The 26882-nt window shown below is 62.1% G+C and carries 27 protein-coding genes; 14 read left to right on the top strand and 13 right to left on the bottom strand.

Annotated features, from left to right (window positions below):
* Nucleotides 1–13: 13 nt before the first annotated feature.
* From NCR39_RS23965 to NCR39_RS23945, 5 genes are all read right to left on the bottom strand, one after another.
* Nucleotides 14–1195 carry a CaiB/BaiF CoA transferase family protein gene (locus NCR39_RS23965; RefSeq protein WP_250454579.1) on the bottom strand — a complete coding sequence of 394 codons (1182 nt, stop codon included), beginning with the start codon at nt 1193–1195 and terminating at the stop codon, nt 14–16.
* A 91-nt stretch (nt 1196–1286) separates the two neighbouring features.
* The gene (locus tag NCR39_RS23960) at nt 1287–3251 is read right to left on the bottom strand and encodes an AMP-binding protein (RefSeq protein ID WP_250454578.1); all 1965 of its coding nucleotides are present in this window, start codon (nt 3249–3251) and stop codon (nt 1287–1289) included.
* A gap of 16 nt (nt 3252–3267) precedes the next feature.
* Nucleotides 3268–4473, bottom strand: a complete 1206-nt coding sequence (locus NCR39_RS23955; protein ID WP_250454577.1) for an acetyl-CoA C-acetyltransferase — start codon at nt 4471–4473, stop codon at nt 3268–3270.
* 93 nt (nt 4474–4566) lie between these two features.
* Nucleotides 4567–5316: an SDR family NAD(P)-dependent oxidoreductase gene (locus NCR39_RS23950; protein WP_250454576.1), complete on the bottom strand. Its 750-nt coding sequence runs from the start codon at nt 5314–5316 to the stop codon at nt 4567–4569.
* Nucleotides 5317–5340: 24 nt separating this feature from the next.
* A complete protein-coding gene (locus tag NCR39_RS23945; RefSeq protein ID WP_250454575.1) occupies nt 5341–6216 on the bottom strand; it encodes a MaoC family dehydratase in 876 nt (291 codons plus the stop codon).
* Between the two features lie 241 nt (nt 6217–6457).
* Between NCR39_RS23945 and NCR39_RS23940 the strand changes: the two genes are divergently transcribed.
* The 4 genes from NCR39_RS23940 to NCR39_RS23925 all read left to right on the top strand — a co-directional run bounded on the left by NCR39_RS23940 (nt 6458) and on the right by NCR39_RS23925 (nt 9682).
* Nucleotides 6458–7609 (top strand): acyl-CoA dehydrogenase family protein, encoded by a 1152-nt coding sequence (locus NCR39_RS23940; protein ID WP_250455146.1) that lies wholly within the window; start codon nt 6458–6460, stop codon nt 7607–7609.
* 19 nt (nt 7610–7628) lie between these two features.
* Nucleotides 7629–7832 (top strand): hypothetical protein, encoded by a 204-nt coding sequence (locus tag NCR39_RS23935; protein WP_250454574.1) that lies wholly within the window; start codon nt 7629–7631, stop codon nt 7830–7832.
* Nucleotides 7833–8016: 184 nt separating this feature from the next.
* Complete coding sequence (locus NCR39_RS23930; RefSeq protein ID WP_250454573.1) at nt 8017–8886, top strand: IclR family transcriptional regulator; 870 nt, start codon at nt 8017–8019, stop codon at nt 8884–8886.
* A gap of 7 nt (nt 8887–8893) precedes the next feature.
* Entirely contained in the window at nt 8894–9682 is a 789-nt protein-coding gene (locus tag NCR39_RS23925) for an IclR family transcriptional regulator (RefSeq protein ID WP_250454572.1), read from the top strand.
* A gap of 42 nt (nt 9683–9724) precedes the next feature.
* Here NCR39_RS23925 and NCR39_RS23920 read toward each other — a convergent pair whose 3' ends face one another.
* The 3 genes from NCR39_RS23920 to NCR39_RS23910 form a co-directional block, all read right to left on the bottom strand.
* A complete protein-coding gene (locus tag NCR39_RS23920) occupies nt 9725–11017 on the bottom strand; it encodes an acetyl-CoA hydrolase/transferase family protein (protein ID WP_250454571.1) in 1293 nt (430 codons plus the stop codon).
* A gap of 76 nt (nt 11018–11093) precedes the next feature.
* Entirely contained in the window at nt 11094–11669 is a 576-nt protein-coding gene (locus NCR39_RS23915) for a DUF2889 domain-containing protein (protein WP_250454570.1), read from the bottom strand.
* A gap of 172 nt (nt 11670–11841) precedes the next feature.
* A complete protein-coding gene (locus NCR39_RS23910; RefSeq protein WP_250454569.1) occupies nt 11842–12357 on the bottom strand; it encodes a hypothetical protein in 516 nt (171 codons plus the stop codon).
* A 32-nt stretch (nt 12358–12389) separates the two neighbouring features.
* On the opposite strand from NCR39_RS23910, the gene NCR39_RS23905 reads away from it, so the two are divergent.
* The gene (locus tag NCR39_RS23905; RefSeq protein ID WP_250455144.1) at nt 12390–12827 is read left to right on the top strand and encodes a YybH family protein; all 438 of its coding nucleotides are present in this window, start codon (nt 12390–12392) and stop codon (nt 12825–12827) included.
* Between the two features lie 38 nt (nt 12828–12865).
* Here the strand turns inward: NCR39_RS23905 and NCR39_RS23900 are convergent, their stop codons facing one another.
* Nucleotides 12866–13861, bottom strand: a complete 996-nt coding sequence (locus NCR39_RS23900) for a LysR family transcriptional regulator (protein WP_250454568.1) — start codon at nt 13859–13861, stop codon at nt 12866–12868.
* Between the two features lie 137 nt (nt 13862–13998).
* On the opposite strand from NCR39_RS23900, the gene NCR39_RS23895 reads away from it, so the two are divergent.
* The 4 genes from NCR39_RS23895 (at nt 13999) to NCR39_RS23880 (ending at nt 17822) form a co-directional block, all read left to right on the top strand.
* Entirely contained in the window at nt 13999–14916 is a 918-nt protein-coding gene (locus tag NCR39_RS23895) for an alpha/beta hydrolase (RefSeq protein WP_250454567.1), read from the top strand.
* 70 nt (nt 14917–14986) lie between these two features.
* Entirely contained in the window at nt 14987–15922 is a 936-nt protein-coding gene (locus tag NCR39_RS23890; protein ID WP_250454566.1) for an alpha/beta hydrolase, read from the top strand.
* Between the two features lie 20 nt (nt 15923–15942).
* A complete protein-coding gene (locus NCR39_RS23885; protein WP_250454565.1) occupies nt 15943–16647 on the top strand; it encodes an SDR family oxidoreductase in 705 nt (234 codons plus the stop codon).
* 17 nt (nt 16648–16664) lie between these two features.
* On the top strand, nt 16665–17822 hold the full coding sequence (locus tag NCR39_RS23880; RefSeq protein ID WP_250454564.1) for an NADH-dependent flavin oxidoreductase: 1158 nt from the start codon (nt 16665–16667) through the stop codon (nt 17820–17822).
* 45 nt (nt 17823–17867) lie between these two features.
* Here NCR39_RS23880 and NCR39_RS23875 read toward each other — a convergent pair whose 3' ends face one another.
* Nucleotides 17868–18461: an aldehyde dehydrogenase family protein gene (locus tag NCR39_RS23875; RefSeq protein WP_250454563.1), complete on the bottom strand. Its 594-nt coding sequence runs from the start codon at nt 18459–18461 to the stop codon at nt 17868–17870.
* 4 nt (nt 18462–18465) lie between these two features.
* Nucleotides 18466–18648, bottom strand: coding sequence for an aldehyde dehydrogenase family protein (locus NCR39_RS23870; RefSeq protein WP_250454562.1), 183 nt, complete (start codon nt 18646–18648; stop codon nt 18466–18468).
* A 324-nt stretch (nt 18649–18972) separates the two neighbouring features.
* On the opposite strand from NCR39_RS23870, the gene NCR39_RS23865 reads away from it, so the two are divergent.
* Nucleotides 18973–19578, top strand: coding sequence for a TetR/AcrR family transcriptional regulator (locus NCR39_RS23865; RefSeq protein WP_250454561.1), 606 nt, complete (start codon nt 18973–18975; stop codon nt 19576–19578).
* A gap of 18 nt (nt 19579–19596) precedes the next feature.
* Here NCR39_RS23865 and NCR39_RS23860 read toward each other — a convergent pair whose 3' ends face one another.
* Complete coding sequence (locus NCR39_RS23860) at nt 19597–21045, bottom strand: MmgE/PrpD family protein (RefSeq protein ID WP_250454560.1); 1449 nt, start codon at nt 21043–21045, stop codon at nt 19597–19599.
* A gap of 120 nt (nt 21046–21165) precedes the next feature.
* The gene (locus NCR39_RS23855; protein ID WP_250454559.1) at nt 21166–22545 is read right to left on the bottom strand and encodes an MFS transporter; all 1380 of its coding nucleotides are present in this window, start codon (nt 22543–22545) and stop codon (nt 21166–21168) included.
* Between the two features lie 362 nt (nt 22546–22907).
* Here NCR39_RS23855 and NCR39_RS23850 point away from each other — a divergent pair, with 362 nt between their 5' ends.
* The 4 genes from NCR39_RS23850 (at nt 22908) to NCR39_RS23835 (ending at nt 26882) form a co-directional block, all read left to right on the top strand.
* Nucleotides 22908–23795 (top strand): HpcH/HpaI aldolase/citrate lyase family protein, encoded by an 888-nt coding sequence (locus NCR39_RS23850; RefSeq protein ID WP_250454558.1) that lies wholly within the window; start codon nt 22908–22910, stop codon nt 23793–23795.
* A gap of 31 nt (nt 23796–23826) precedes the next feature.
* Nucleotides 23827–24288 (top strand): MaoC family dehydratase, encoded by a 462-nt coding sequence (locus NCR39_RS23845; protein ID WP_061178376.1) that lies wholly within the window; start codon nt 23827–23829, stop codon nt 24286–24288.
* A gap of 26 nt (nt 24289–24314) precedes the next feature.
* Nucleotides 24315–25481, top strand: a complete 1167-nt coding sequence (locus NCR39_RS23840; RefSeq protein WP_250454557.1) for an acyl-CoA dehydrogenase family protein — start codon at nt 24315–24317, stop codon at nt 25479–25481.
* 162 nt (nt 25482–25643) lie between these two features.
* Complete coding sequence (locus NCR39_RS23835) at nt 25644–26882, top strand: CaiB/BaiF CoA transferase family protein (RefSeq protein ID WP_250454556.1); 1239 nt, start codon at nt 25644–25646, stop codon at nt 26880–26882.

The following is a 26882-nucleotide window of genomic DNA, read 5'->3' as shown; positions in this document are numbered from 1 at the left end:
GACATGCGGCCGGTCAAACGATCTTGCGCGATCGCAATTCAGCGACCCTCTGCGCATCGAGTCCGAGCCCCGCCAGAATCTCGTCGGTATGCTCGCCCGTCAGCGGCGGCCGCGTATGGATTTCCGGCGGCGTGCGTGAAAGCGAAACGGGTGTGGCGAAGATCGGCACCTTCTTCGGTGCGCCGGGGTAATCCATCCAGTGGATCACATCGGCGGCCTTGATGGTGTCGTCTTCCAGCACCTGACGCGGCGAGTTGACCGGGCTGGCCGGAATGCGCGCCGCTTCCAGCGCGCTCAACGCTTCGGCCTGGGTCTTGTCCGCGCACCATCGGCTCATGAGATCGCTCAGGATCTCGCCGTTTTCGCCACGCAGCGTATCGTCGGCAAAACGCGGATCGTCGAGCAGTTCCGGCTGGCCAACCAACTGAGTCCAACGCTTGAACATCGGGCGGCCGATGACCTGGGTGATGAACCATCCGTCCCTGGCCTTGAAGATGTCGGAAGGCGCATAACCCGACGCGCGATTCGCCGTGGCCTGGCGGTCCAGGCCGAGCAATGCTTCCTCGATCAGCGCGCCGCTTGCCATGTTCAGCCCCGTGCATAGCAGCGAAGCGGTGACTTCCTGACCCATGCCGCTGCGCTGACGCTCGTAGAGCGCCAGCATGACGCCGAGTGCGCAGGAAAACGCCGTGGCGAAGTCCACCACCGGCACCATGGCCTTCTGCGGCCGGTCAGGCGTGCCCGCGATATACACGGCGCCGCTCAGCGCCTGGCCGACGCCATCGAAGCCCACGCGGTCGCGCACGGCCTCGCTATTGCCGAACGCGTTGGAGGCGACGAGGATGATGTCGCGCTTGATCTCGCACAGGCTTTCGTAATCCAGACTCAGGCTCTTGAGCGTGCGTGGCGGCATGTTGGCGATCACCACGTCGGCATCGGCTACCAGCTTGCGCACGATTTCCCGTCCCTCGGGACTATCGAGGTCGAGCGTCATGGAGCGCTTGTTGCGGTTTACTTGCAGAAACAGCGCGCCTTCGCCCTGTTCGGTCACGGGCACGATGAAGCGGTCTTCGCCGCCGCCGACGCGGTCAATGCGGATCACGTCGGCGCCGTAGTCGGCCAGCAGCGCCGAACAGAACGGCCCGGCGATGAAGCGTCCGAAATCGAGGACCTTGATGCCTTCGAGTACTTTCATGTGTGGTTCAAGTTTCGTTGAATGTCCCGGCAGATGAGCGTTGCCCGGGCTCGCGCGGCCAGCGTCAGCCCGGGTTCCGACACTGCACGAATCAGCCGGCGTTCGCCGCCGTGCGCACTTCTTCGAGCGCGGCCGGATTGTCCAATGACGACAGATCGCCCGGCGGCAGCCCGCAATACACGCTGCGAATCACACGCCGCATGATCTTGGAGCTGCGTGTCTTCGGCAATTGAGCGACGACGTGCACGTGGCCGGGGCGGAACGGCCGGCCCAGGCGCTTGTCGACATGACTGGAGACAATGATCTCCAGATCGGCCTCGGCGACACTCGAGTCGGGCTTCGGCACGACGAAGACGACGAGCTTCTGCCCCTTGTCGGCATCGGCCACGCCGATTGCGGCGGCTTCGGATACGTCGGACAGTTCAAGCACGACTTCTTCCACTTCGGCCGGTCCCAGGCGCTTCCCGGCGACCTTGAGCGTGTCATCGGAGCGCCCCATCATGAAGTAGTTGCCCTCGGGCGTGCGCAGCGCAAGATCGCCATGCACCCAGATGCCGGGAATGGTCTGCCAGTACGTTTCCAGATAGCGCTCGTCGTCGCGCCAGAACGATTGCGTCATGCCGACGAAGGGCGCTCGGATCGCCAGTTCGCCCACCACGCCCGTCACGCTCTGGCCATCGGAATTGACGACGTCCGCGGCGACGCCGGGCGACACCGTGTTGAAGCCGCTCGGTGGAATCGGACGGATCGGCACGCTCGCGAGCAAGGCGCCGGAAGCCTCGGTGCCGCCCGTGTAGTTGATGACGGGCGCCGTGCCGTCGCCGAAGCGCTGCAGGAACCAGTTGAAGTGCTCGGGCGCGATGCCTTCGCCTGCCGTGATCAGCAGGCGGACGGTCGAGCGGTCGCCCTTCAGAGCCAGCTCTTCGTGGCTGGCCATCCCGCGAATCAGCGTGGGGGCCGAACCGAAGTGCGTGACCCGGTGGCGTTCGACCACGCGCGACATGCGCGACCAGTCGGGGTAATCGGGCGCGCCGTCATAGCACACCAGCGTCGCGCCGCGCAGCAGGGCGCAGCCGAGCACCAGCGTGCCCGCGATCCAGCCCATGTCGGCGGGCCAGCAGTAGACATCGCCGGGATGCACGTCGAAGTGAATCAGCGAATCGTGCGCGATCTTGATGGGAAAGCTGCCATGTGTGTGCACCACGCCTTTCGGCTTTCCCGTGGTGCCGGATGTGTAGATCACCATGAACGGCGTGTCGGGCGTGACGGTAACCGGATCCGTGCCTTGTCCCTGTGCCGTGGTCGCGGTTTCCTGCCAGTCGAGGTCGCGAGGATCCTGCGCGGTTTCGCCCTCGACGCGTTTCCAGATCACGTGTTCGAGCAGCGGCAACTGGCGCCATGCGTCGCGCAGCGCACCTTCCACGTTCACGCGCTTGGTGCGGCGCGCAAAGCCCGTGGACGCGATCACGATGCGCGCTTCGGCCGCCGACAGGCGCGCGACGATCGCATCGACGCCGAAGCCGCTGAACAGCGGCACGACCAGCGCGCCGAGATGCACGATGGCCAGCAGCGAGACAGTCGCTTCGATGCCGTTTTCCATCAGCAGGCCGACGCGTTCGCCCTCTTTGACGCCATGCAGGGCGAGGCCCGCCGCGAAATCGCGCACGCGCTGCTCCAGTTCCGTGTAGGTCAGTGTGCTCACGCTGCCGTCTTCGCGTTCGGCCACCACGGCCTTTTGCTGTGACGTTGCAGGGTGACGAGCCCACGAATAGATCGTGTTCACCCAGTTGAGCCTGCCGCCCGGGAACCAGCTCGGAAACTGCGGGCCGCGCGAGAGGTCCGCATAGCCGCTCGGCGGCACGTCCCAGGCGATCGCGCATTCGCGCATCACGGTTTGCCAATAGCGCTCGGGCTCCGAAATAGACATGCGCATCAGTTCGTCATACGAAGGCACGTCCAGCGCGCGCATCAGCTTGACGATGCCGGCGTTCTGCAGTTCGCGCTCGCCCGGCTGCCAGATTTGGCTGGATGAGTGGCCGGCTTCGAGGTTGCTCATGATCGGTCTCCTGCCTTCAGGCGCGTTCGAAAATCATCGCGATGCCCTGGCCGCCGCCGATGCACATCGTCTCCAATCCAAAACGGGCCTGGCGGCGCTGCATCTCGTGCAGCAGCGTGCTCATGATGCGTACGCCCGTGGCGCCCACCGGATGGCCCAGCGAGATGCCCGAGCCGTTCACGTTGAGCTTTTCTTCCAGCGCTTCCATGGAGCTGCCCCATCCCTTGACGCAGGCGAGCGCCTGACACGCGAAGGCCTCGTTGAGCTCGATCAGGTCCATCTGGTCGAATGTCAGACCGGTGCGCGCAAGTACTTTCTGTACGGCGGGTACGGGACCGATACCCATGCGCGCCGGGTCGCAGCCCGCGGCGGCCCAGCCGACCAGCCAGCCCATCGGCGTGAGACCCAGCTCGTCGAGCTTGTCCTCGGCCACGATCAGGCAGGCGGCGGCGGCGTCGTTCTGCTGGCAGGCGTTGCCTGCGGTGACGACACCTTCCTTCATGATGCTACGCAGCTTGGCGAGGCTCTCCGGCGTCGTCTCGCCACGCACGCCTTCGTCCTGCTTCACGATCAGCGCATCGCCCTTGCGCTGCGGCACCGCGACGGGAACGATCTCCGCATCGAAGTGCCCGGCTTGCTGCGCGGCGGCGGCGCGCCGATGGCTGCGCGCGGCGAAGCGGTCGGATGCCTCGCGCGTGATGTCGTACTCGCGCGCCAGCGTTTCGGCGGTCTCGATCATGCCGCTGATGCGGCCGAAACGGCTCTCCGGTTGCGAACGTTCGCGGCCGCGGTCCAGACGGTCGTGCATCTTCACCGTGCCGGCGCGCTTGCCCCAGCGCATGTCGGTCGTGTAGTACTCGACGTTGCTCATGCTTTCCACGCCGCCCGCCATCACCACGTCGGCCGCGCCGGTCTGCACCATCATCGCCGCCGTGGCGAGCGCCTGCACGCCGCCGCCGCAGCGCCGGTCCAGCTGCATGCCGGCCACCTCGATGGGAAAGCCCGCCTGTAGCGCCACCCAGCGTCCGGTGCACGGCGTCTCGCCGCTGGCATAGCTTTGCGCGAACACGACGTCGTCGATGCGGGCGGGATCGAGTCCGGTACGGTCCACGATGGCGCGCGCGACGCTGGCGCCGAGTTCCTCGACGGGAACGCCCTTCAACGTTCCGCCGAACGCGCCCACGGGGGAGCGCAGCGGGGAGACGATGGCTGCTCGTTTCATTTCGAATGCCTCTTCAATGTCATCAATGTTCCGCCGCCATCGCTCGCCTGTCATGCGCTGGCAGCTATCGTTTCTTGATCTTGCGTCGCGCGATCAGCCGTAGCGTCCGCCCGTCACATGCAGCACTTCACCGCTGATGAAGCCCGCGCGCTCACTGGCGAGGAAGGCCACCGCATCCGCGATGTCATCCGGATGTCCGGCGCGCTTTATCGGCTGGGCGGCCACGGCGCGCTCCTTGATCGTTTCGTAGGTCGGAAGCGCCTGCACCATTTCCGTATCCATGAAACCCGGCGCGACGCAGTTCGAGGTGATGCCGTAGCGGCCTTCCTCCATCGACAGCGCTTTAGCCATGCCGATCAGGCCTGCCTTGGCAGCGGAATAGTTCGCTTGCGTGGGATTGCCCAGATACGCGCGCGAGCTGATGTTGATCAGCCTGCCCCAGCCCTGATCGATGAAATGCGGCATGACGGCCCGGGCGGCCAGAAAGGCGCCCTTGAGCATCACGTTCATGACGAAATCCCAGTCGTCCGCGCTCATCTTCACGAGGTATTTGTCGCGCGGCGCACCGGCGTTGTTCACGAGAATGTGCACGCCGCCGAAATGGGCGACGGTTTCATCGACGAGACGCTGGACGTCGGCTTCGCGCGTGATGTCGCCCACGATGCAGTGCGCGGCCAGTCCTTCATTCTCCAGTGCCTTCGCGGTGGCTTGCGCCAGTTCGCCGTTGATGTCGGTGACGACAACCTTCGCGCCCTCTTGTGCGAGACGCCGCGCCGTGGCGGCGCCCAGCCCGCGCGCCGAGCCGGTGACGATGGCGACCTTGCCGGTCAAACCGAGATCCATGTGTTTCTCCTGAGAACAAGTTGGTCAGCGCAGGTCGACCCGCGCATGGTTCAAAACCACGACGTCGCGCTCGACGGCGGTTACGCGCAGCGACACCGTGCTGCCGCGCACCCACATCTCGGTACGCAGCGTATCGCCGGGCCACGCCGGCGCCGTGAAGCGCACGCGCATGCCCGCGAAGCGCGCGTCGTCGTAATCGAGCACGGTACGCAGCACCGCATGCGCCGCTACGCCCATCAGGGCCATGCCGTGCAGAATGGGACGGGGAAAGCCGGCCGCGGCGGCTACGGCGGGGTCGGCATGCAGCGGATTCAGATCGCCGCTCAGGCGATAGATCAGCGCAAGCTGCTCGGGCGTCGCGAGATCGCATACATGATCGGGCGCGCCGCCGGGCATCGCATGGGGCGCGGGCGGCGCACCGTCGCTGCCGCCTGCGCCAAAGCCACCGTCTGCGCGCAACAGGCTCAGTTGCACGACGGTCGCCAGCGGGCGCCCCGTTTGCGCGTCGGCGATCTCGCGCGTCTGCTGCAGGAATGCGCCCCTGCCGGGCCCTCTGTCCCACAGCCCGGTGATGCGTGTCGTGCCCTCGATGCGGCCGCTGGCCGGCAACGGTGCGTGTATCCTGATTTCCTGCTCGGCATGCAGGATTTTTTGCCAGGTGATATCCGTGTCCGGTTCGCGTGCCCAGAAGCCCGGGTATGCAAGCACGTTCGCCATTGTCGGCAACGCACGCAGCGACTGACCGTCACTGCCTTCGTAGACATAGCGCAGTTGCCCTGCGTCGAGCGGATCGGCTCCAAGACCGAGGCCGAGGGCATAGAGTTGGGTATCGCGCAGCGAGTAAGCATGCTCGATGGGAAGAAATGGACGGTTCAACAAGTAATCGGCTCGGAGCGGCATGGCGAACGTGATGTCGTTTGATTCGAGTTCGTACGATGAGTCCGCTCCGCTCGCCGGTCAACGGAACCGCGACCATTGTTCCGTACCTTGGCAGACGTCCTGCCGGCCTCGAAGTCGACGCCAGTGCCAGTCCTATAGACGCGATTTCATTTTCCGGAACATATTCGCCAATAAGGTTGTTCCGGGTGGGCCGCCCGGCGCAGCATCCTGTCGTCCTCTTCTACTTTTTAAGCGTACCGACATGATTCGCGATCAAGAAACGCTCAACGGCCTGCTCGACTCCATCGCCCGGTTCGTGCGCGAGCGCCTCGTGCCCAACGAGGAGCTGGTAGCCGACACCGACGAGATTCCCGAGGATATCGTCGCCGACATGAAGGCGATGGGCCTGTTCGGTCTCACCATTCCCGAGCGCTTCGGCGGCCTGGAACTGACGATGGAAGAGGAAGTGCTCGCGGTGTTCGAGCTGTGCCGCGCTTCACCGGTATTCCGCTCGCTGCTGGGCACCACCGTGGGCATCGGTTCGCAGGGCATCCTGTTCGACGGTACGCCCGAGCAACAGGAGAAATATCTGCCGCGCCTCGCAACCGGCGAGCTGATCGCCTCGTTTGCGCTGACCGAGCCGGAAGCCGGCTCCGACGCGGCATCGCTTCGCACGACCGCCATCAGGGACGGCGACGACTACGTGGTCAACGGCACCAAGCGCTTCATCACGAACGCGCCCCATGCGGGCATCTTCACGCTCATGGCGCGAACCAATCCGGAGGACAAAGGCTCAGGCGGCATTTCGGCTTTCATCGTCGATGCAAAGACGCCCGGCATCAGCTTCGGCAAACGCGACAGGAAGATGGGGCAGAAGGGCGCGCATACCTGCGACGTGATCTTCGAAGACGCGCGCGTGCCGGCCGCCAACCTGATCGGCGGGAAGGAAGGGCAAGGCTTCAAGACGGCGATGAAGGTTCTGGACAAGGGCCGCATTCACATCGCCGCCGTGTGTGTGGCCGTGGCCGAACGCATGTTGTCGATGGCGTTGTCGTACGCGGTGGAGCGCACGCAGTTCGGCAAGCCTATCGCCGATTTCCAGCTCGTGCAGGCCATGCTCGCCGACAGCAAGGCCGAAATCTACGCGGCCCGCTGCATGGTGGTCGACGCCGCGCGCCGCCGCGACGACAAGCTGCCAGTGAGCACCGAAGCGTCCTGCGCCAAGCTGTTCGCGTCCGAGATGTGCGGCCGAGTGGCCGATCGCGCCGTGCAGATTTTCGGTGGCGCAGGCTATATGGCCGAGTATGGCATCGAGCGCTTCTACCGCGATGTGCGCCTGTTCCGCATCTATGAAGGCACGACCCAGATTCAGCAACTGGTCATCGCACGGGCCATGATTCGTGACGCTAATTAAGGATGAGGCAGAAGACGCAATGACGAATTTCAGCAAGCGTTGTGACACATCGCGCAGCGGCGAGCAGCGTGCCACGGATGAACAGGCGATCGACGCCGGAGAGTCATCGGTCGGAGTGCATTCGAGCGTTGTACGAAACGATAACGTCAACTGGGCATGGACGGGAACCACCGGCCATTACGACTGGATGGATCACGCGCCGCTCTTTCATCACCGCGACTGAGTTCCAGAGTACGGAACGCGACGACGCTTTGTTTTGACTCGTTTGCGCCTCGCCCGTGTAATGCAAGGCATCGGATGGACGCATGTTGCGCCGTTCCCTTCGATGCGTGGCGTTCCGCCGCGACCCATGCGTCCGCGCATTTTCTTGGCCGCTCAGAAGCCAGATCGAGACAATGGAGCTATCGATGTTGCTGCAGGCAAACCGGACAGCGCTGCGTTCCTCAGTGCATGAAGATGCGAATCGGTACGATGCGCCAATCGGAGGCCGCGAGAGTGCGGACGGCGCGCGCGCGTCGTCGGGCATGGTCGTGCCGCTGGCGCGAAGTCTCGCGATACTGGCGGCATTTCCACCGCACGAAGCCTGGCTCGGCAACCACGAGCTCGTAATCGAAACTGGCATTCCGGCACCGACGATTTCGCGGATCGCGCGCTCGCTCGTGACACTCGGATACCTGCATTATTCGCCGGAGCGCCGCAAGTATCGACTCGCCGCGCCCGTGCTGTCGCTGGGTTATGCGGCGACGGCCCATTCCAACGTGCAACTGCTCGCACGACTCGAAATGCAGGCATTCGCGACGCAAAGTGAAACTTACGTGATGCTCGGCTCGCGGGACCGTCTCGACGTGATCGTGCTGGGAACGTGTGTGAACGAACCGGCATCGGTCGATCTCAAGCTGTATGCGGGTACGCGCCTGCGCATCGCATCGTCGCCGATGGGCTGGGCCTTGCTTGCAGCAGTGCCGGAACTAGAACGCTTCTATCTGCTCGGGAACATCGAACGCAAGGCGGGACGCGACTGGGCCGGCCTGCGTCGCCGTATCAGCCAGGGCATCTCGCAGGTGCATAACGTCGGCTATTGCATGTCGATCGGCGAATGGGAGCCGGACCTGACGATTCTCGCCGTGCCGCTTGTGGTTCAGGACCAGACGCCCCTCGTCCTTGCCTGCGTCGGGCGCAGTGCGCGGCTGGGGCGTGCGCGCGTCGAACGGGAACTCGGGCCAAGGCTTGTTGCGGCCGCGCAGCGCTTGCAGGAGCAGGCAGGCGTCATCGACTGAAGCGAACATGGACAAGACCGACATGCACAAAGGCGTGACGCTGACCGTCGAACGCGGACTCGAGGTGCTCCACGCGTTTCGCGCGAACCGCGCTCCGTTGTCAAACGCGGAACTGGTACGTCGCACGGGTCTGCCGAAAGCTACCGTATCCCGGTTGACGACGACACTGATCTCGATCGGTTATCTGCGCCGCGTGGGCGGCGGGCGCCAGTTCGAACTGAGTGCCGGCCCACTGAGCATTGGTCACGCCTATCTGGAAGCGAATGTCGTACCGCGGCTGGTCGCGCCCGTCATGCAGCAGCTTGCCGACAAGCTGAATCTGTCGGTCGCGCTGGCGGTGCCGTATCGACTCGACATGGTGTATATCGCGTGGCGAGCAAGTGCCAACATCGCCACGCTGAGGCTCGGCGTCGGTTCGCTCCTGCCGATGGCGTCGACTGCCGTGGGGCGCGCCTATCTGTATGCACTGCCCGACGCGGTGCGCGAACCTTTGATGTCGGAACTGCTCGATGCGGCCGGAGACGATGCGGAAACGGTGCGCGCGAACCTGGATGCCGCATTCAGCGATCTGGAGGAATCGGGTGTATGCATGTCGGTAGGCGAGTATCAGCGCAACGCGTTTGGCATTGCCTTGCCGATCGTGGTTGGCCGAACCCGCACGTTGATGGCGCTTAACTGTGGAGCGGTGGAACTGGAGCCGGACATGACGGCGATCCGTCGGCGTGTGGCGCCTGCATTGAAGGCCGCGGCGTTGACGGTGTCCGGTATCCTGAGCGACGTCGACTGCGAGCCTTGACGGGCCGCGCGTCGCATCGCATTGCGCGAGCCTTGCGACCGCTCAACTGCGTGCATGAGGTTCGCGGGCCAGCCGTTCGCGATGATCCGGATGCGCGAGCGCGATGAGCTTTCGGATGCGCTCGGCGATCGAGAGGCCGCGCAGATCGGCAATCCCGTATTCGGTGACGATCACGCACGCGTCGCTGCGCGGCACCGTCACGGGCCCTGTCACGCGCGTCACGATGCGGCTGTGCCGCCCGGCGGTCGACGGCAGCGCGACCACGGGCACGCCTCCACGGCTGATCTGCGCCGCGCGCAGAAAATCGCCGACCCCGCCCACCGCGCCCACATAGGTGTCGCCGATGGCTTCGGCGTTGACCTGGCCCGTGAGATCGACCTCCACCGCCGAATTGATCGCGACGAAGCGATCGATCCGGCGCAGCACGTACGGATCATGCGTGTATTCCGTGCCGCGCAGCTGGAGCGCAGGATTGCGGTGGGCGAAACGGCGCGTGCGCTCCGAGCCCATGATGACGCCTCCGATGGTGATCCCAGTATCGATCGTCTTCCTCGCATTCGTCACGACACCCGCCTCGCACAACGCCGCGACGCCGTCTCCGATGCTGCCGGTGTGCACGCCGAGATCCCGCCTGTCGTGGCGTTGCGCCATCACCGCGTCCGGGATCGAGCCGATTCCCGTCTGCAGCGTCGCTCCGTCTTCCACCAGCGATGCGACGTTCCGTCCGATCATCTGCTCTACCGGTCCGGCCTCTGCCGCTCGTGTCTCCGGGAACGAGGCGTCCGACGCCACCCGCAGGTCGATGTCACCGTCTTGGAGATAAGGGCCGCCGTAGGTCCACGGCACGCCGGGGTGCACTTCCGCGACGATCGCGCGCGCGTGCCTGACTGCTTCGACCAGATACTCGCGTGCGAGCCCGAGGCTGTATCGGCCGTGTTCGTCCGGAGGCGATACCTGTAGCAGCACGACATCGATCCGCAGCCGACCGCTGCGAATCAGCTCCGGAAGCCGGGAGTAATGCACCGGAAGAATGTCGAGCACTCCCGCGCGCGCAAGGCTGCGATTGGTTCCGCTGCCGCAGTATGCGAGGAAATCGAAGGCGTCGGCATGCTCGGGTCCGAGTACTTCGGTCAAGCCGATGCCGAGGAAGATGCGGATTCGCTTCAACTGTTTGCGCTGAGCGACCAGCGCGCGCATGAGCGTCACCGGCTCCGCATGCGACTGACCCCACATCACGGTATCGCCTGGCCGAACGAGCGCGCAGAGTTCGCGGCAGTCGCCCGGCCGGCAGTCAGGGTTCGCGGCACGCGCGATCACGGTGTCGGTGTGGTTCATGCGTGGAGGAAGTGAGTTCCGATGTTGGGTGATCAGGAGCACGAAGGGCTGCGCACCGGCTAGCATTGCGATCCCGCTACATCTTCTTCAGCGTGTGGTACTCGGGCCATAGCGCCTTGACGAGTTCGCGCGACGCGCCGTACGCATGACAGCTATCGATCTTCCGAGGCTTGCCCTGTTCGTCGCGCTCACTGAACCTGGACGGCCGTTCGGTAACCATGGTCTGATAGGCGGCGCTCGCAAGTGGCCCGAGCAGTTCCTTCAGGTGCGTGCACGTATCGCCGGATGGCAGACGCTTGCGCACCTCGGTGTTCCAGCCTGGTCCGATGCGCAAGCCGATCAAAGTCTGCAGCGTGTCGCCGCCACCCTGGCACGGTGCATACGGATGAGACCGGATGAACGTATGGACCTCGCGAACGATCATGTCCTTGTCGAACATCAGCGTAACGCCGAGATCGTGAATGGGCGTTTGAGCGGCTACCAGACGCGCCCCGCCGGGCGGCGTGAAGTCGTGCGTCTTGCGATCCACGAGACGCGCGCTTACCTCGAACAGGCCATCGTTGCGTCGATAGCCGCGCATCTCGATCTGTCGTAGATGCAGTTCTTCGCGCGTGACGACCGGTTCGGCAGCGGAATCATCGTTGCAGGCCATGCTTCTACTCCAGTCGTGAGAACGCTCTTTAACTGTGGCGCAAGCTGAAAATCGACCGTCGCCAGAAGCGCACGGTCGCGGCCTCGGCTGGCCGTTGCCAGTTTGACTCTCGAATTCGCGAGCAGGCAATCACACCGGCGCAGTTCTTCCGTACTTTGGAAACAACGAGATGTTATAGCCGCGACGCCAGTCCTTGCGCGGTCTCCTTGAGCGCCGGCACGACGCGCGCTCTGATCGACGCGGTGTCGCGGGTGACATCGACCCCGCCGCAACTCGGTGCCATGCCGGTCTGCGGACGACCGGGCGCGACCGGCAACGCGATGTCGTGTGCGTGGCGTTGATATTCCCCGACCGCCATGCATAGGCCGTTCGCATCCAGATCGCGGAACGACGTTCGATCGACTTGCCGAATTCGCCAGCCTTCGGACCGGCCGCCGCCAGCAGTTGTTCGACATGTGACCGTGACCACATCGAAGGCTGCTTTGCGAGGCGACCATTCCATGACCAGTCCTGCTCGCAATTCCCCCGGCGACGTGCGGATTCCAAAGTACGGCACACCGCTGCCGCCGCGATTGCCCCAATGCGGCCTTCGCTCATCAAATAGAAGGTTAGAAAAGCAGCCCTTTTCGGAAGGCGAGGAAATAACAGATTCCGGGTCGGAGGCGTTCGAGCCGGGTACGGCTCTCATTTGCAGCCCATATTGAATTACAGTTGAATCCGATGCTTGCTGACTACGATAGGTTTCAGGCGATGAAAGATTGGCTCGAACAAGATATCTTGAGTGATGTTCAGACTCGATGGAACGTGGCTGCGCGTCGATGGGATGCACACGCGTTGACCTCGATCTACGAGCAAGATGCGTTGTTTTTCGGTGGCAGGCAAGGACAGTCGGTCGGCGCGCACGAGATCCTCGCCTACTTCGAGTCGTATCGAGGCGTGATCGAATCGGCGTGTCTCACGTTTGCGGAACAGAGGTTCATTCGTCTGACGGGTGACTGTTTTCTGGCGCAGGGGTTCGGCGAGTTCGATTTCGTTTTGTGCGGCAACAAGGCGACTCGGTCGCGATTGCGTACCACGCTCGTCATCACGCGACGCGGCGACACGTGGCGCATCCGCCAACATCATTTTTCCAGCGAGCCGTTATCGCCGCCAATTTAGGCACGCTGAACGCGCGATGGCCTGACGATAGCGAGATTTCAGGTGCGATTCGAGCGCGAAGAGGCGAGCGAGCGTTGCCCGGACTTACGCATCAGGTGATTTGAAGGCTCTTGTCCTGGTGCAGGCAGGAGTTCGCGCTTTTCAACGAGAAAATCCATGAGGACGCGCACCTTTGGAGGCATGCGCTCACGCGTCGGGACATAGAGATAGAAGCCTGCGAACGGCTTGCACCATTCGCGCAGTACGCGAATGAGCAAGCCGTCGGCCAACTCGCGACGTACCGCAATATCGACGTGCTGAACGAGACCGGCACCCTGGAGGGCCGCGCGAATCATGCTGTCGTCGTCGTTCGTGATCAGCGTGCCTTGAGGTTCGACGACGAAGCTATGGCCCTTTGCTTCGGGCGAGCTGAACTCCCATCGGAAAATGGCCCCGCTGCTCGTATGCCGATACGCCACGCAATCATGTGTCGCGAGGTCCGCCGGCGTTGCGGGAACACCGTGGCGTTCGAAATATTGGGGCGAGGCTACCACCGCCATTTCAAGCATGGGCGAGATCGGCACAGCAACCACGTGCGCCGCGAGACTCTCGCCCATGCGGATACCCGCGTCGCATCCCTCCGCAACGATGTTCGAAAGTCCGTCGTCCATCACGAGTTCCAGTTTCAACTGAGGAAATCGCGAGAAGAACTCGGATAGATGCGGCTCCAGCAGATTCCGTGCGGCGATCCTCGACGTGTTGACGCGCAGAAGGCCAGAAGGCGCCGCGTTCGTTTCGCCGACGTCGCGCACGGCCTGCTCGATCGCGCCAAGCGCTGGACGCAGTTGATCAAAAAGCCGCTGGCCCTCTTCCGTGAGCGACATCTCGCGCGTCGTGCGATAGATCAGCTTGACGCTCAGCTGCTCTTCGAGCGCCTTCAGGCTTTGCGACAACGCCGCCCGCGAAACGCCCATCTCGGCAGCGGCCTTAGTGAAACTGCCGTGTTGGGCGATGTGGGCGAATGCGGCTAAAGAGGGGAGACGCGAAAAGTCCATCGATCCTATTGGTAAGCCTGGCTTACGACTGTGATTGGTTATCTGATCTTGTCACGCAGCAATGCAGGTTCTAACATTTTCCCCATCGAGAACGCAATGATTTTCCGGGCGCTCGCTCAACACAGGAGTTCAGGACCATGCAGAAAATCGGAATCACGAACCGGAACGGACAGACCATCACGCTTGCGGCGGTCATCAATTTCCCGCAAGGATTCGATGAGCGTAAAACGTATCCTGCTGTGGTCGTCGCTCATCCGGGCGGCGGCGTGAAGGAGCAGACCGCAGGGCTCTACGCGCGCAAGCTGGCGGAGCATGGCTTCGTCACCGTCGCTTTCGATGCGTCTTATCAAGGCGAAAGCACCGGGGAGCCGCGACAGTTGGAGAATCCCTATGTCCGAACGGAGGATATCAGCGCCGTCGTCGACTATTTGACCACGCTGCCGTATATCGCCAAGGACAAGATCGGCGCGATGGGCATTTGCGCCGGCGGTGGCTATACGGCCAACGCCGCAATCAACGATCGCCGCATCAAGGCAGTAGGGACGGTGAGCGCGGTGAATATCGGCTCGATGTTCCGCAATGGCTGGGAAAACACCGTCAAGGATGCCGACGCTATCCCGATGCTCGAGCTTGGCGCCGATGCGCGCAGCGCCGACGCCGTGAAGGCAGAACACGCCGCGTTCCCGCTCGCGCCGATGCGCAAGGAGGACGCGCCGAATAAGGAGCTGGAAGAGGCGTGGGAGTACTACCACACGCCGCGTTGCGAACACCCGAACGCGCCGGGCTTCATGACGGCACGCAGCCTCACGCAGATCATCACGTATGACGCCTACAACAAGGCCGAAGCGTTCCTCACGCAGCCGCTGCAGATCGTGGCCGGCAGCGTGGCCGGAAGCAAATGGATGAGCGACGACCTGTTTGCGCGCGCGGCCAGCAAGGACAAGCATTTTCACGTGGTCGAGGGTGCCAATCATATGTCGCTGTATGACGGGGAAAAATTCGTCGACGAGGCCGTTGATGTGCTCGCGCCATTCTTCCAGCGTACGTTGAAGTAAGCGGCGAGGCCAGTTCGGGAAGGTCCGGTTCGCCGGAACCTTCGAACCACTTCGACAAGGAACTCATATCATGGCTTCAGACAAGGTCCGAAGCGTCACTTATCGCAATCTGGGATGGGACTCTGCGGCGGACATCCACCTGCCGCCGAACTTCGACGAGACGAAGAAGTATCCCGCCATCGTGAGCACGCATCCTATCGGCAGTTGCAAGGAGCAGACCTCCGGCAATGTGTACGGCGCGGCGCTCGCCAAGGAAGGTTTCGTCGTCATCGCCTTCGACGCGAGCTTTCAGGGCGCGAGTGGCGGCGAGCCGCGCCTCATCGAAGATCCATCGATTCGGGTCGCCGATATCCGCTTCGCGATCGACTATCTGGTCACGCTGCCTTATGTCGATGCAGACCGGATCGGTGCGATCGGTGTGTGCGGCGGCGGCGCTTATACGATACACGCGGCGATGACCGACCATCGGATCAAGGCCGTGACATCGATTACCGGAGTCAACTTCGGCAGACTGATTCGCGAAGGCTTCAGCAACTTCGATCCGGTCGCGGCGCTGGAAGCCATGGGCAAACAGCGCACGGCGGAAGCACGTGGCGCAGAGCGCAATGTGATCGACTACCTTCCGCCGTCGGTGGAAGAGGGTAAGAAAGCCGGGGTGACGGATATCGACGTGCTGGAGGCCACCGACTACTACAAGACCGCACGTGGCCAGCAACCGCACGGCGCCACGAGCGGGCTGTTTTCATTCAATAGCGCCGCGATGGGGTGGGATGCGTTCCTGCATGCCGAAGTCCTTCTCACCCAGCCACTGATGGTCGTCATCGGTGACAAGCCCGGTGGTTTCGGCGCATATCGTGACGGTTGGGAGATCTACGGCCGCGCGGCGTCGAAGGACAAACAGATCGTGGTGGCCGAAGGCTGGTCGCACTACGATCTCTACGACCGCCCAGAACCGGTGGCACTGGCGCTCGCCAAGGCCATACCGTTTTTCAAGGAACGCCTCTAAGGGCTATGGTGCCTGCTGATGTGTTGCCCGCATCGGCGGGTCCCTCGCGCATTTCCGCATTTCCTATAACCGGCTCGAGGATGACCATGACAAGCGTATTGATTCTCGGCGCAAGCGGGCAAATCGCGAAGTGGGTAATCGAATCGCTCGCGGCGCGCAACGACACGAAGTTGACCTTGCTTTTGCGCGATCCGAAAAAGATCTCCGGCAATGAGCCGGCGAACGCGAAACTTGCCATAGGTGACGTGCTGGACAAGGACTTTCCGAAGCAGGTCATGCCCGGCCACGAAGTCGTCTATGCGAACCTCACAGGAGAAGATCTCGACATACAGGCGCGCGCCGTCATCTCTACGATGCGGGCGACCGGCGTCAAGCGGCTGATATTTGTCCTTTCATTGGGCATCTACGACGAAGTGCCGGGCAAGTTCGGCGAGTGGAATAACGCGGCCATCGGCGAAGCGCTTGCGCCTTTCAGGCGCGCTGCCGATGCCATCGAGGCATCAGGGCTGGACTACACCCTTCTGCGCCCGGCATGGCTGACCGACGAGGACGAAGTCGACTACGAGTTGACCGAGCGCCATGAACCCTTCAAGGGCACGGTGGTGTCGCGCAAGAGCGTGTCTGACCTCGTCGTCAGGATCATCGCCTCGCCGTCGCTCCATGTCGGCGCAAACCTCGGCGTGAACAAGCCCGACACCGACGGCGAGAAGCCGTATTTCATTTAAGTGGGAAATTCTTCCGAATGGCATCGACAACAGACCCGATTTTCCAGGCATTCTCCTTCTCCAACGGCATCACCCTTCGTAACCGCGTCGTGATGGCTCCAATGACGACGTGGTCATCCAACGCGGATGGCACCGTCTCTGATCAGGAACTGACCTATTATCGTGCACGAGCCGGCAGTGTCGGCATGGTTTTGACCGGGTGCACGCACGTCATGGAAAACGGCGTCGGCTTCACGCACGAGTTCGCCGCGCATCACGATCGATTCATCCCCGGATTGCGGAAGCTGGCACAAGCCGCCAAAAGCGGCGGAGCGCCTGCGGTGCTGCAAATCTTCCACGCGGGCAACAAGGCCGTACCGGGATTGATTCCAGATGGCGAACTTGTGAGCGCGAGCGCGACAAAGGCGCCTCAGGGTCCTTTCAACGACGGCGTGACGGGCAGCCGCGCTCTGACTCACAATGAGATCCTCGATGTGATCCATGCATTTGGACAGGCCACGCGGAGGGCGATCGAAGCCGGATTCGATGGCATCGAACTGCATGGTGCGCATGGTTTTCTGATTCAGAATTTTTTCTCGCCTCTCTTCAATCAGCGCACCGACGATTGGGGCGGCTCGCTCGAAAGCAGAATGCGTTTCCCGCTTGCCGTGGTTCAGGAGGTCAAACGCGTGATTGAGGCTCATGCGGAGAGGCCGTTTCTCGTCGGTTACCGTATTTCTCCGGAAGAGGCCGGCGAAGGCGCATTGCGTATCGACGATACGTTCGTGCTCATCGATCGTCTGATCGAGGCCGGCATCAATTATCTGCATGTCTCGCTCCATGACCTGCTGCGCAACAAGCCGCAAGACCATACGGGCGCGAAAACCACGATCGAGCACATCATCGACCGGGTCGGGCAACGTGTGCCGCTTATCGCGGCGGGCTCGATCAGCACCGCTGCGCAAGCTCGGCAGGCGCGCGCCCTGGGGCTGCCGCTGGTGGCCGTGGGGCGAGGTCTTGTCGCAAGACCCGATTGGGTCGAGCGCAGTGCGTCAGAGCATGGCACTGAAGTCGATATCTCACTGGATATGTCACGGCATCCTGCCGAGCTCGAAATTCCCGAGAAGCTCTGGGACATCATTTCGGCAACGACAGGCTGGTTTCGTTCGCGCGACGCTTCGCTCGCTACGAGCTGACGATTTCTTGTAGTCCTCGTCGCTCGCATCCAGCCTGTCAGGACGTCATCTCTCAGGCACGCGTCGTCCCAATCCGGTTCGCAGGATGTTCGACACCCCGACGCAACGGTACGCGACGTCCTGTGTGATTTTCTCGCCTGCGATCGGGCTGACCATGAACGTGACCTTGTCGACGTGCGGATGCGTCGATAGCGCCGCGCCCGTTTCAGCGCCGCCCGTCACGATATTGAACACGCCCGGCGTCAGGTCGCTTTCCCCGACGATCCGTGCGAGCCTCATTACCGCGAGATTAGTGTATTCGGACGGCTTGACGATCACCGTGCAGCCACAGGCAAGAGCAGGCGCGATCTTCATCGCGAACGTCTTGACGGGGCCGTTGTACGGCAGGATCGCGGCCACCACGCCGGCCGGCTCGCGGAACGTCACGTACTGCATGTCCGAGGCGCTGGAGAACTGCGGGTATGTTTCGCCGTTGATCTCGTCGATCCAGCCGAGAAAATGATCGAAGATGTCCGCCTCCGACTTGGGCGACACGCGCGAGTTGTGGCTGAACGTGAACGGGATGCAGTTATCGAGCGTCTGCAACTGCGCAATCTCCCTTTCGGCGGCGTAGATTTTCTCGACGATGGGCTGCAGCATCCGCTTAAGACTGCGCGCGCATACGCGGCCACGGTCCTTCGTCGAAGGCGCTTCGCGCTGCGAACACCGCCTGATCGACGCCACGCGCGCCGGCTTCGACGAATGTCGTCATCACTTCATTGGTTGCCGGGTGAATCCGGTCGAAGCGCTGGTAGTTTCCGTCAAGCAAGTTTCCGTCGATGAACAATCGACCGGGCACGACGTTCAGATCGTCACGGATGCGGATGAGGCTAAGGGCATGAAATGTCCTGCCGAAGCTGAGACTGAGCGAAGCGTTAAAGCTAACGAACGATAGCTAGCTTAGATTCTGAGAGACCGCATTTTGCATTGGTGATATGCCCGGATGCAATGACGCTCGTTCCGTACAGTGAACGCGCTGGCCCGTCAAAAAGAAATGCGGTAATCTCTCAAACGAACATTAGATCGTCGTGAGTGCTTCCGCGACATTGGGAACGAGGAAAGAGACGTGCGAAAGCGAAATGTAAATCCCAGTGCGGATACCCGAGAGACCTTGCTGCGGCTGGCGGCGCGCTCGTTTGCGACGCAGGGCTACACAGCAACCACGATGCGCTCGATTGCGGACCAGGCCGGCATCGAGGCGGCCAGCATCTACTATCACTTTTCGTCGAAGGAAGAACTCGTCGACGTGGTGATGGAGCATGGGGCGGACAGCATCGTGCAGCACATCAATGAGCATTTCGGTGCGCTGCCCGAAAATGCGAACGCCGAGGACCGCTTCAGAGCGGCGGTGGTCGGTCAGATGAGTGCGCTGATCAAGTTTGGCGACTACGCGCTCGCACATGGCCGCCTGCTGAGCCAATTACCGGATCAGGTGCGTGAGCGGCAGATCAAGCGTCGCGAGCGGCATCAGCGACTGTGGACCACCGTGTTCGACGATCTGCGTGAGGAAGGTTTTCTGCGCGACGATATAGACATCGCGCTGAGCCGTATCTATGTGCTCGGCTTCATCAATTCCGTTCAGACGTGGTTCGATCCCAAGAAGGGGTCGCTGGAAAAAATCGCGGATCAATTTATTTCGATGTTCTTCGAAGGCGCTCAGTCACCGGGCAGGCAGCGGCGTCGCGGTCGCAAGAAGGAACTGGCCACTTCGTCGTGATCGGCAGTCGATTCACCTTCAAGCCGGAACCCGTGTAAGGGTTTCATTCCTGCCGGGGCGAAGCAAGCGCATCAGGGTCGCGACATTGCCGAGATTTTCGAGGTTGAAGACGCGCTCGATGATGTCGTCGATGCGCGCGGAGGAGAACACGTCTTCCGCGTTGTGGCGAAACTTGCCGACGAGTTCCGCGTTGCTCATGCAGGTGGACGGCTCAGGCGACGGACTTCCCTTGGGATAGCGGCGCGCCCCGGCGAACGTCCGGCCGCGCGCGCGAACCTCGATTTTCGCGGGACGGCTGGCGGCATGACTCGTCAACAGCTCGACGTAATTCGGATGGACTTCGTGCGTGACGCGATCCATCAGCTTCATGACAGATGCGCCGAACACGAACTCAGGGTCCTGCCAGGCCTTTCCAGGCGGGACGCGATGTGCACCGAGCGCAAGCCCGTGCGCGATGCTGAACTGCGCGTCGTGAACGTGGCCGATATCGCGATTGAGCCATACCGGTTGTTCGACGAAGCCTTCGACCCAAGCCTTGATGCTCTCGATCTCGTGCGGCTCGATATCGTTCGTTTCGACGATTTCAATGAGCGCGTCGAGCAATGCATGGAGGATGCGGCAGTGCGGGTAGGGCTTATAGGCCTGTTCGGTGATAAACCGCCAGGCTGCACCCAGTTCCGCGGTGATGCACTCAGGCTCCCAACGACGCGTGCCGATGAAGCGCGCAAAGCCGAACTCCCGGTCGTCCAGGATCTGCAGATCGCCACGGTGGCCGAGTTCCGCCATGTGAGCGGCAGTCATCGCTGATTGCGTCAGCGCGCCTGCGAGCAGGTACTTGATCGTCGAACTCGGCGCGTGCTGAAACCACGCAACCTGCGAATTCACCGGCGAGATGCTTCCGGCGATACCGAGCGCGTTCGCAACCACCGTCGCCGGCAACGCCTTGAGCTTGACGATCGCCGCCGTCGCGCCGAATACGGTGCTGCTGTAACCGTAGACCGGCGGCGGCGACACCTTGCCGTCTTTCGTGTCTCGCAGATAATCCATCGCCTTGCCGAGCCGATACGACATTTCGTGCGAAAGCGCCATCGCCTCGACAAGCGCCTTGCCCGTTACGCAGCGAGCTTCACCGACGGCGAGCGCGCCCGGCAGCACATAGGGCGTGACGTGACCGGGCGGCACGACGGCGTCCATGTCGAGCGCGTTGATCAGTTCGCCGTTGGCGAACGCCGCGCCGAAAATCGACGTTCGTTCGCCCGTTCCGATGACGGTCGCATCGCCGTTGCCGCCCAACATGCGAGCGTAGTCGATGCCGATCCGCCCCTTGGGCTGTTCGATCGCGGCCACCGCGCAGCCGATCGAGTCGAGCAGGATGCGTTTGCATTCTTCAACGACGGCTGCGGGAAGATGATCGAATCGGACATTCGATGTGAACGTGCCCAACTGCTGAATGAGACTGTCGGCCATGCTGGAATCTCCTGAAATGTTGTCGACAGTCGCGGAATCATGTTTGGCGATTCCGAGACGCGTCCGGCCGGTGTCGACAGCGAGGCGATGCAGCGCTGAAAGGACAAGGGACATTGAGGCTTACTTCACCTGAGCCGCGCGCTCTTCAGCCAGCAAGCGCCTGTAATGCGGCAACGCGGTCAGAAGCAGCGTCGCAGCGATCGCAGACGCAATCGCGCACACGATAGCGATCGACTGTCCGACCATCTTCGGATTCTGGAATACACGATCGGTCAAGAGTGCAATCAGCGTCGGGCCTGCACCGAATCCAACCAGTTGAGCGACGAACGAATAAATGGCGCCGACGGTGCCACGCATGCGACTGGGCGCGACGAGTTGCAATGCAGCGGCCATGCAGCCGGTGGGCAGACTGAAGAAGAACACGATGCCGGCTGCCGCGGCTAGCGCACCAGTCGCTCCCGGCACGAATGGAATGCTCGCGCAACAGAGCATCATCGGAATCATGGCGATCGCGGCGGTGCGCAGCGGAGCATCCTCATAGCCACGTTTCTCCAATTGACGTGCAACCCAAGGACCGGTCAGCGCGCCGGCAATGCCAAAGACCACAACCAGACCGCCGAAGCGGAAACCGACCAGCGAAGCCGGCATGCCATGCGTGCGAATCAGATAGGAGGGCATCCATGCGGGCATGCCGAGCACGACGATCGCAAGCATGCCGACGCCGAGCAAAATCCTCGCGTAGAACGCGCGGCGCTGCCAAAGATAGCTGGCCGAAGCGCCGGTCGAGAATTGCCGCTCGTCTTCGCGCGCGCTCATCACGCTGCTACGTGCGGGTTCGCGCATGGTGAGCAATACGACCAGCGCGAAAAGTATCCCGGGCAGCCCGATGATGACGAACGCGAGTTGCCAGGTCTGGAACTGCGTGAGGGTCGGAAAGTGCTCGTGAAAAGCGCGTGCGAATTCGATCACAAAGCCGCCCGCGACAAGCGAGAGCCCGCCGCCGAGCATCGGGCCGAGGATGAAGATGCTCATCGCGCGCGGCATCTTCTTCGCCGAAAAGCAGTCGGCGATCATCGAGAGCGCGAGCGGGAATACGCACGCTTCGCTGGCGCCGACGCCCAGTCGGGCGAGGAAAAGCCCCCGATACGTATCCGCGGTGCCACATAGTGCGGTGAAAACACACCACAGGCAGATGGAGACGAGAAGAAGATTGCGCCGGTTGGTCACATCGACGAGCCGACCGAACAGCGGCGATGCAGCCAGATAGGCAGCAATGAAAGCGAACCCCTGAACCAGGCTCAGTTGTGTGTCGGAGATGACGAGCGAGCGCTTGATCGGTTCGACCAGCAGATTGAGAAGCTGTCGATCGATGTAGGCGAGGGAATACGCGAGCGTCAGCATCACCAGTACATACCACGCGCGTCCGCTGTCATGGATGACGTGATCGGGAGATAGATGCAATGGCGTTTGCGCGCTGACAGCAGCGGCGTCGGACGGCATGTCGTTCATGGCGTTTCTCATTTCTCCTCCAATAAGAGCATTGAAAGTCGTGAGTTCTGCAAGGCAACTTGCGGGACATTCGAAAAAGGGCAGCTCGGACGACGCGACTGTCGGCACGCCGCATAGAAACACGTTATCTAATTAATGTTAGGTAGTTTGTGTATTGTTTGCACGGTGTTCCATGGGTGTTATCCATGAGTCGAATGCGTCGACTTGCTGTTGGCTCGCTCGGAGGACTGCATCCAGGCCGATGTCGGTGTAAACCCCAAATGACACCTCCAGATGTGAGGAGGAAACTAACTACCAATCGTTAGGTTAAGCCCGACGACGCAGGACGAGACTCTCTACAGGCCGAGACAGTGATGACCACCCAGATGAAACCCATTCGCTCCTTCCTCTTCGTTCCGGGCAACAAGCCGACGTGGATCGAAAAGTCCATCAATTCCAGGGCCGATGCGCTGATTCTGGATCTGGAGGACAGCGTGCCGCCCGCACAGAAAATCGAAGGGCGCGAGATCGTGAAGTCCAAACTGGGCTGGCTGGCCGAGCAGAAGCAGCGCGTCTGGGTGCGCATCAACCGCAGCGCACACCTGTACGATTTCGAAGACATTCTGGCTATCGTCAGCCCCGTGGTTGAAGGCATCGTGATTTCCAAGCCCTGCGGGCCGGAAGACATCCACACCGTTTCATCGATGCTCGCCGAAGCCGAGTTTCGCGCCGGCGTGGAAGTGGGTCATACGAAGGTGATTCCGCTGCTGGAGACGGCCCGCTCACTGCAACTGGCCTATGAGATCGCCCAGCACGAGCGCGTGCCCGCCATCGTGGGCGCGACGGCCAAGAACGCCGACGTGGCCCGCGCGCTCAAGACGGTCTGGTCGCTCGGCGGTCGCGAGACGCAGTACCTCAAATCACGCATCGTCATGGCCGCGCGCGCGGCGGGCAAACTGCCGATCGGCGGCGTCTGGCAACAGGTGCACGACCTCGACGGACTCAAGGTCTCCGCGGCCAACGACCGGCAACTGGGCATGAGCGGAGAACTGGTGCTGCATCCCTCCAACGTCGAGATCGTCAATCAGACCTACAGCCCCGCCGAGGAAGAGGTGGCGTTCTATCAAGGGATGATCGACGCGCTCGACAAAGCCCAGGCCGAAGGCCGCGCATCGTGCATCTACGACGGCGAACACATCGACATTGCTCATGCCAAGACGGCGCGCGAAATCATCGAACTCGCGCAGTCGTTCAACGGCTGATTGCTGACCAGAACCCCAGGAGACAGACAACATGGCTGGCCTTTACTTCGAAGAATTCAAGCCCGGCATGGTCATCGAACATGCCATCCGCCGCACCGTGACCGAGACCGACAACATCCTGTTCTCGGCCATGACTTACAACTGTGCGCCGCTGCATATCGATGCCGAATACAGCAAGAACACCATGTACGGTCAGCGTCTGGTGAACAGCATGTTTCTGCTGGCGCTGGTAGCGGGCATCACCGTGTATGAAACGACGCTCGGCACCACGCTGGGCAATCTCGGCTTTGGCGAAATCGCTTTCCCCAAGCCTACGTTTCATGGCGACACGGTCCGCGTCGAGACGGAGATCGTCGAGACGCGCCTGTCGAAGAGCCGCAAGGACTCGGGCATCGTAACCTTCAGACACATTGCCCGGAACCAGCGCGACGAGATCGTATGCACCGCTGTTCGCACCGGCCTAATGATGCTGCGTCCCGCCGACAAGGCTTGATTTCATCTTCGGAGAAGGACTAGGTCATGGACTACCAACTCAGCGCCGATCAACACGCCATCGTCGATGCAGCTCAGAAGATCTGTACTGACTTCCCGCTCGAATACTGGCGCAACAAGGACAAGAACCACGAATTTCCGCAGGAGTTCTTTGAAGCCGTCGCGAGCGGAGGGTGGCTCGGCATCTGCATGCCGGAAGATGTGGGCGGGGCGAATCTGGGCGTGACGGAAGCGGCGCTCTTCATGCGCGCGGTCGCAGAGTGCGGCGGACAGGCGGCGGCGTCCACCATCCACATGAATATCTTCGGCCTGCAGCCAGTCGTGCATTTCGGCACGGAGGCGCAGAAAAAGGCCTGGCTGCCGCCTTTTGCGCGAGGCGAAAACAAGGCGTGCTTTGCAGTGACCGAACCGGACACGGGCCTCGATACCACCAAGCTCAAGGTGACGGCGAAGAAGCAGGCCGATGGCAATTATCTGATTTCGGGCAAGAAGGTTTTCATCTCGACCGCACAGGTTGCCGATCACATTTTGATCCTCGCGCGGACCACGCCGATCGAGCAGGTGACGAAGCACAGCGAAGGGCTGAGCCTGTTCTACACGAAACTCGATCGCGACTACGTCGACATTCGGGAGATCGATAAACTCGGCCGCGCGGCCGTCGATACGAACGAACTGTTTATCGATAATCTGCCGGTGTCGAAGGGCGCGCTGATCGGCGAGGAAGGCAAGGGCCTGAGCTATATCTTCCATGGTATGAACGCCGAGCGTGTGCTGGTCGCGGCGGAGCAGATCGGGATCGGCCGCGCCGTGCTCAAGCTCGCGACGCAGTATGCGAAGGAACGCGTGGTGTTCGGCCGGCCGATCGGCAAGAATCAGGGCGTGCAACATCCGCTCGCGCGCAACTGGGCCGAGCTGGAAGCGGCGAATCACATGATTTTTGCCGCCGCGGATCTGTACGACAAGGGTCTGTCCTGCGGCTGCGAAGCGAACGCCGCGAAGCTGCTGGCATCGGAGGCCTGCATGAACGCGTGCCAGACGTCGATCCTCACGCATGGCGGCTTCGGTTACGCGAAGGAGTATCACGTGGAGCGGTTCATGCGCGAAGCCTGGATCGGCTACATCGCGCCGGTCACCCCGCAACTGATCCTGTCGAATATCGCGGAGCGTAAGCTCGACTTGCCCAAGTCATACTAGGCACGGCGGTTCGGGGCATCCCGGGCGTACGAAGAAGAACACTTTGGCGGCAACCGTTAATCCATCCGTTATCGGTCGCCAATCAGGCAAACGGAAGTCTGTGTCAGGCGGTTCGGTATATACAAGCCAGATTCCGCTTGCATGCGGGTTCAGGAGACAAGCATGACAGCCGCAAAACCCTTGCAGGGTATTCGTGTTCTCGATCTGACTGTGGCGTTGGCCGGGCCCTATGGATCACTGTTACTCGGCGGTCTGGGCGCCGAAGTCATTCGCGTCGAATCGCCCGGCGGCAGCGATATCGCGCGTAGCAACCCGCCTTATGTGGGCAAGGAAGGCATCCACTTCGGTGTCAGGCGCGAGGAAGAGGTTTCGCTAACCATCCTGAATCGCGCACGCAACAAGAAAAGCATTACGCTCGATCTGAAATCCGAGCAGGGCCTGGCTCTCTTCATGGATTTGGTCAAGGAATGCGACGTCGTCATTGAAAACGCCAGCGAAGGCGCGACCGCGCGCCTCGGCGTGGACTACGAAAGCGTGCGCAAGGCCAATCCTAAAATCATCTACGCATCGATCAAGGCCTTCGGCGAGCCTAGCCCTTACCCCAATCTCAAGGGGATGGACATCATCGTGCAGGCGCTGTCCGGCATCATGGACGTTACCGGTGTCGCCGACGGCCCTCCCACGCGATGGGGCCTGCCGATCGCCGATCTCGTCGCGCCGTTGTATGCGGTCAATGGCATCCTCGCCGCGCTCATTCATCGCGGAAAGACGGGTGAAGGGCAACGAGTACAGGTCTCGATGCTCGACTGCCTGTCGTCGATGGTGGCCGAGGAGCACTTCGATGTGTTCCTCGACAACGGTTACCCAAAACGCTCGGGCAATTTCCACGATCGCCTGGTGCCGTTCGGCGTGTACGCGACGCTCGATGGTCACGTGGCCATGGTCGCTTTCCAGCCCGACTGGTTCCAGAACCTCATGGAAGCCTTGGGCAAACCCGAGCTGGCCAAGGATCCGCGCTACGCCACGCGTGGTCCGCGCATGAAGCATGCGGCCGAGATCAACGCCATGATCGAAGAGTGGGCACGGCAGCGCAGCACGGAAGAGGTCATCCGCGAGTTGCAGGAAAAGCGCGGCGTGCCCGCGGCCCCGGTGCGCTCGCCGCTCGACGTGCTCAAGGACCCGGTATTGCAGGAGCGCGGCGCCGTGGTCAAACTGCAGCATCCGGGTCTCTCCGATGTCCACGCCATAGGCATGGGACTGCCCATCAGCTTCTCGCAAACGCCGGTGCAGTTCGACCAGCCGGCACAGGAACTCGGCGCATCGAATGAAGAGATTTATCGTGATCTGCTGAAGCTGCCGGACGATCGGCTGCGGCAACTGCGCGACCAGGGAGTGATCTGA

This window comes from Caballeronia sp. ATUFL_M2_KS44 (genome assembly GCF_023630965.1).
Lineage (GTDB): Bacteria > Pseudomonadota > Gammaproteobacteria > Burkholderiales > Burkholderiaceae > Caballeronia > Caballeronia concitans.
This window is presented reverse-complemented; position numbering and strand designations above follow the sequence as displayed.

What these genes read in the sequence shown, in the direction of transcription:
- NCR39_RS23965 (WP_250454579.1), bottom strand. Translation starts at nt 1,195, where the DNA reads ATGAAAGTACTCGAAGGCATCAAGGTCCTCGATTTCGGACGCTTCATC.
- NCR39_RS23945 (WP_250454575.1), bottom strand. Translation starts at nt 6,216, where the DNA reads ATGCCGCTCCGAGCCGATTACTTGTTGAACCGTCCATTTCTTCCCATC.
- NCR39_RS23900 (WP_250454568.1), bottom strand. Translation starts at nt 13,861, where the DNA reads ATGGACTTTTCGCGTCTCCCCTCTTTAGCCGCATTCGCCCACATCGCC.
- NCR39_RS23905 (WP_250455144.1), top strand. Translation starts at nt 12,390, where the DNA reads ATGCTTGCTGACTACGATAGGTTTCAGGCGATGAAAGATTGGCTCGAA.
- NCR39_RS23880 (WP_250454564.1), top strand. Translation starts at nt 16,665, where the DNA reads ATGGCATCGACAACAGACCCGATTTTCCAGGCATTCTCCTTCTCCAAC.
- NCR39_RS23910 (WP_250454569.1), bottom strand. Translation starts at nt 12,357, where the DNA reads ATGAGAGCCGTACCCGGCTCGAACGCCTCCGACCCGGAATCTGTTATT.
- NCR39_RS23950 (WP_250454576.1), bottom strand. Translation starts at nt 5,316, where the DNA reads ATGGATCTCGGTTTGACCGGCAAGGTCGCCATCGTCACCGGCTCGGCG.
- NCR39_RS23925 (WP_250454572.1), top strand. Translation starts at nt 8,894, where the DNA reads ATGGACAAGACCGACATGCACAAAGGCGTGACGCTGACCGTCGAACGC.
- NCR39_RS23915 (WP_250454570.1), bottom strand. Translation starts at nt 11,669, where the DNA reads ATGGCCTGCAACGATGATTCCGCTGCCGAACCGGTCGTCACGCGCGAA.
- NCR39_RS23955 (WP_250454577.1), bottom strand. Translation starts at nt 4,473, where the DNA reads ATGAAACGAGCAGCCATCGTCTCCCCGCTGCGCTCCCCCGTGGGCGCG.
- NCR39_RS23960 (WP_250454578.1), bottom strand. Translation starts at nt 3,251, where the DNA reads ATGAGCAACCTCGAAGCCGGCCACTCATCCAGCCAAATCTGGCAGCCG.
- NCR39_RS23850 (WP_250454558.1), top strand. Translation starts at nt 22,908, where the DNA reads ATGACCACCCAGATGAAACCCATTCGCTCCTTCCTCTTCGTTCCGGGC.
- NCR39_RS23840 (WP_250454557.1), top strand. Translation starts at nt 24,315, where the DNA reads ATGGACTACCAACTCAGCGCCGATCAACACGCCATCGTCGATGCAGCT.
- NCR39_RS23860 (WP_250454560.1), bottom strand. Translation starts at nt 21,045, where the DNA reads ATGGCCGACAGTCTCATTCAGCAGTTGGGCACGTTCACATCGAATGTC.
- NCR39_RS23895 (WP_250454567.1), top strand. Translation starts at nt 13,999, where the DNA reads ATGCAGAAAATCGGAATCACGAACCGGAACGGACAGACCATCACGCTT.
- NCR39_RS23935 (WP_250454574.1), top strand. Translation starts at nt 7,629, where the DNA reads ATGACGAATTTCAGCAAGCGTTGTGACACATCGCGCAGCGGCGAGCAG.
- NCR39_RS23835 (WP_250454556.1), top strand. Translation starts at nt 25,644, where the DNA reads ATGACAGCCGCAAAACCCTTGCAGGGTATTCGTGTTCTCGATCTGACT.
- NCR39_RS23930 (WP_250454573.1), top strand. Translation starts at nt 8,017, where the DNA reads ATGTTGCTGCAGGCAAACCGGACAGCGCTGCGTTCCTCAGTGCATGAA.
- NCR39_RS23940 (WP_250455146.1), top strand. Translation starts at nt 6,458, where the DNA reads ATGATTCGCGATCAAGAAACGCTCAACGGCCTGCTCGACTCCATCGCC.
- NCR39_RS23920 (WP_250454571.1), bottom strand. Translation starts at nt 11,017, where the DNA reads ATGAACCACACCGACACCGTGATCGCGCGTGCCGCGAACCCTGACTGC.
- NCR39_RS23855 (WP_250454559.1), bottom strand. Translation starts at nt 22,545, where the DNA reads ATGCCGTCCGACGCCGCTGCTGTCAGCGCGCAAACGCCATTGCATCTA.
- NCR39_RS23845 (WP_061178376.1), top strand. Translation starts at nt 23,827, where the DNA reads ATGGCTGGCCTTTACTTCGAAGAATTCAAGCCCGGCATGGTCATCGAA.
- NCR39_RS23890 (WP_250454566.1), top strand. Translation starts at nt 14,987, where the DNA reads ATGGCTTCAGACAAGGTCCGAAGCGTCACTTATCGCAATCTGGGATGG.
- NCR39_RS23875 (WP_250454563.1), bottom strand. Translation starts at nt 18,461, where the DNA reads ATGCTGCAGCCCATCGTCGAGAAAATCTACGCCGCCGAAAGGGAGATT.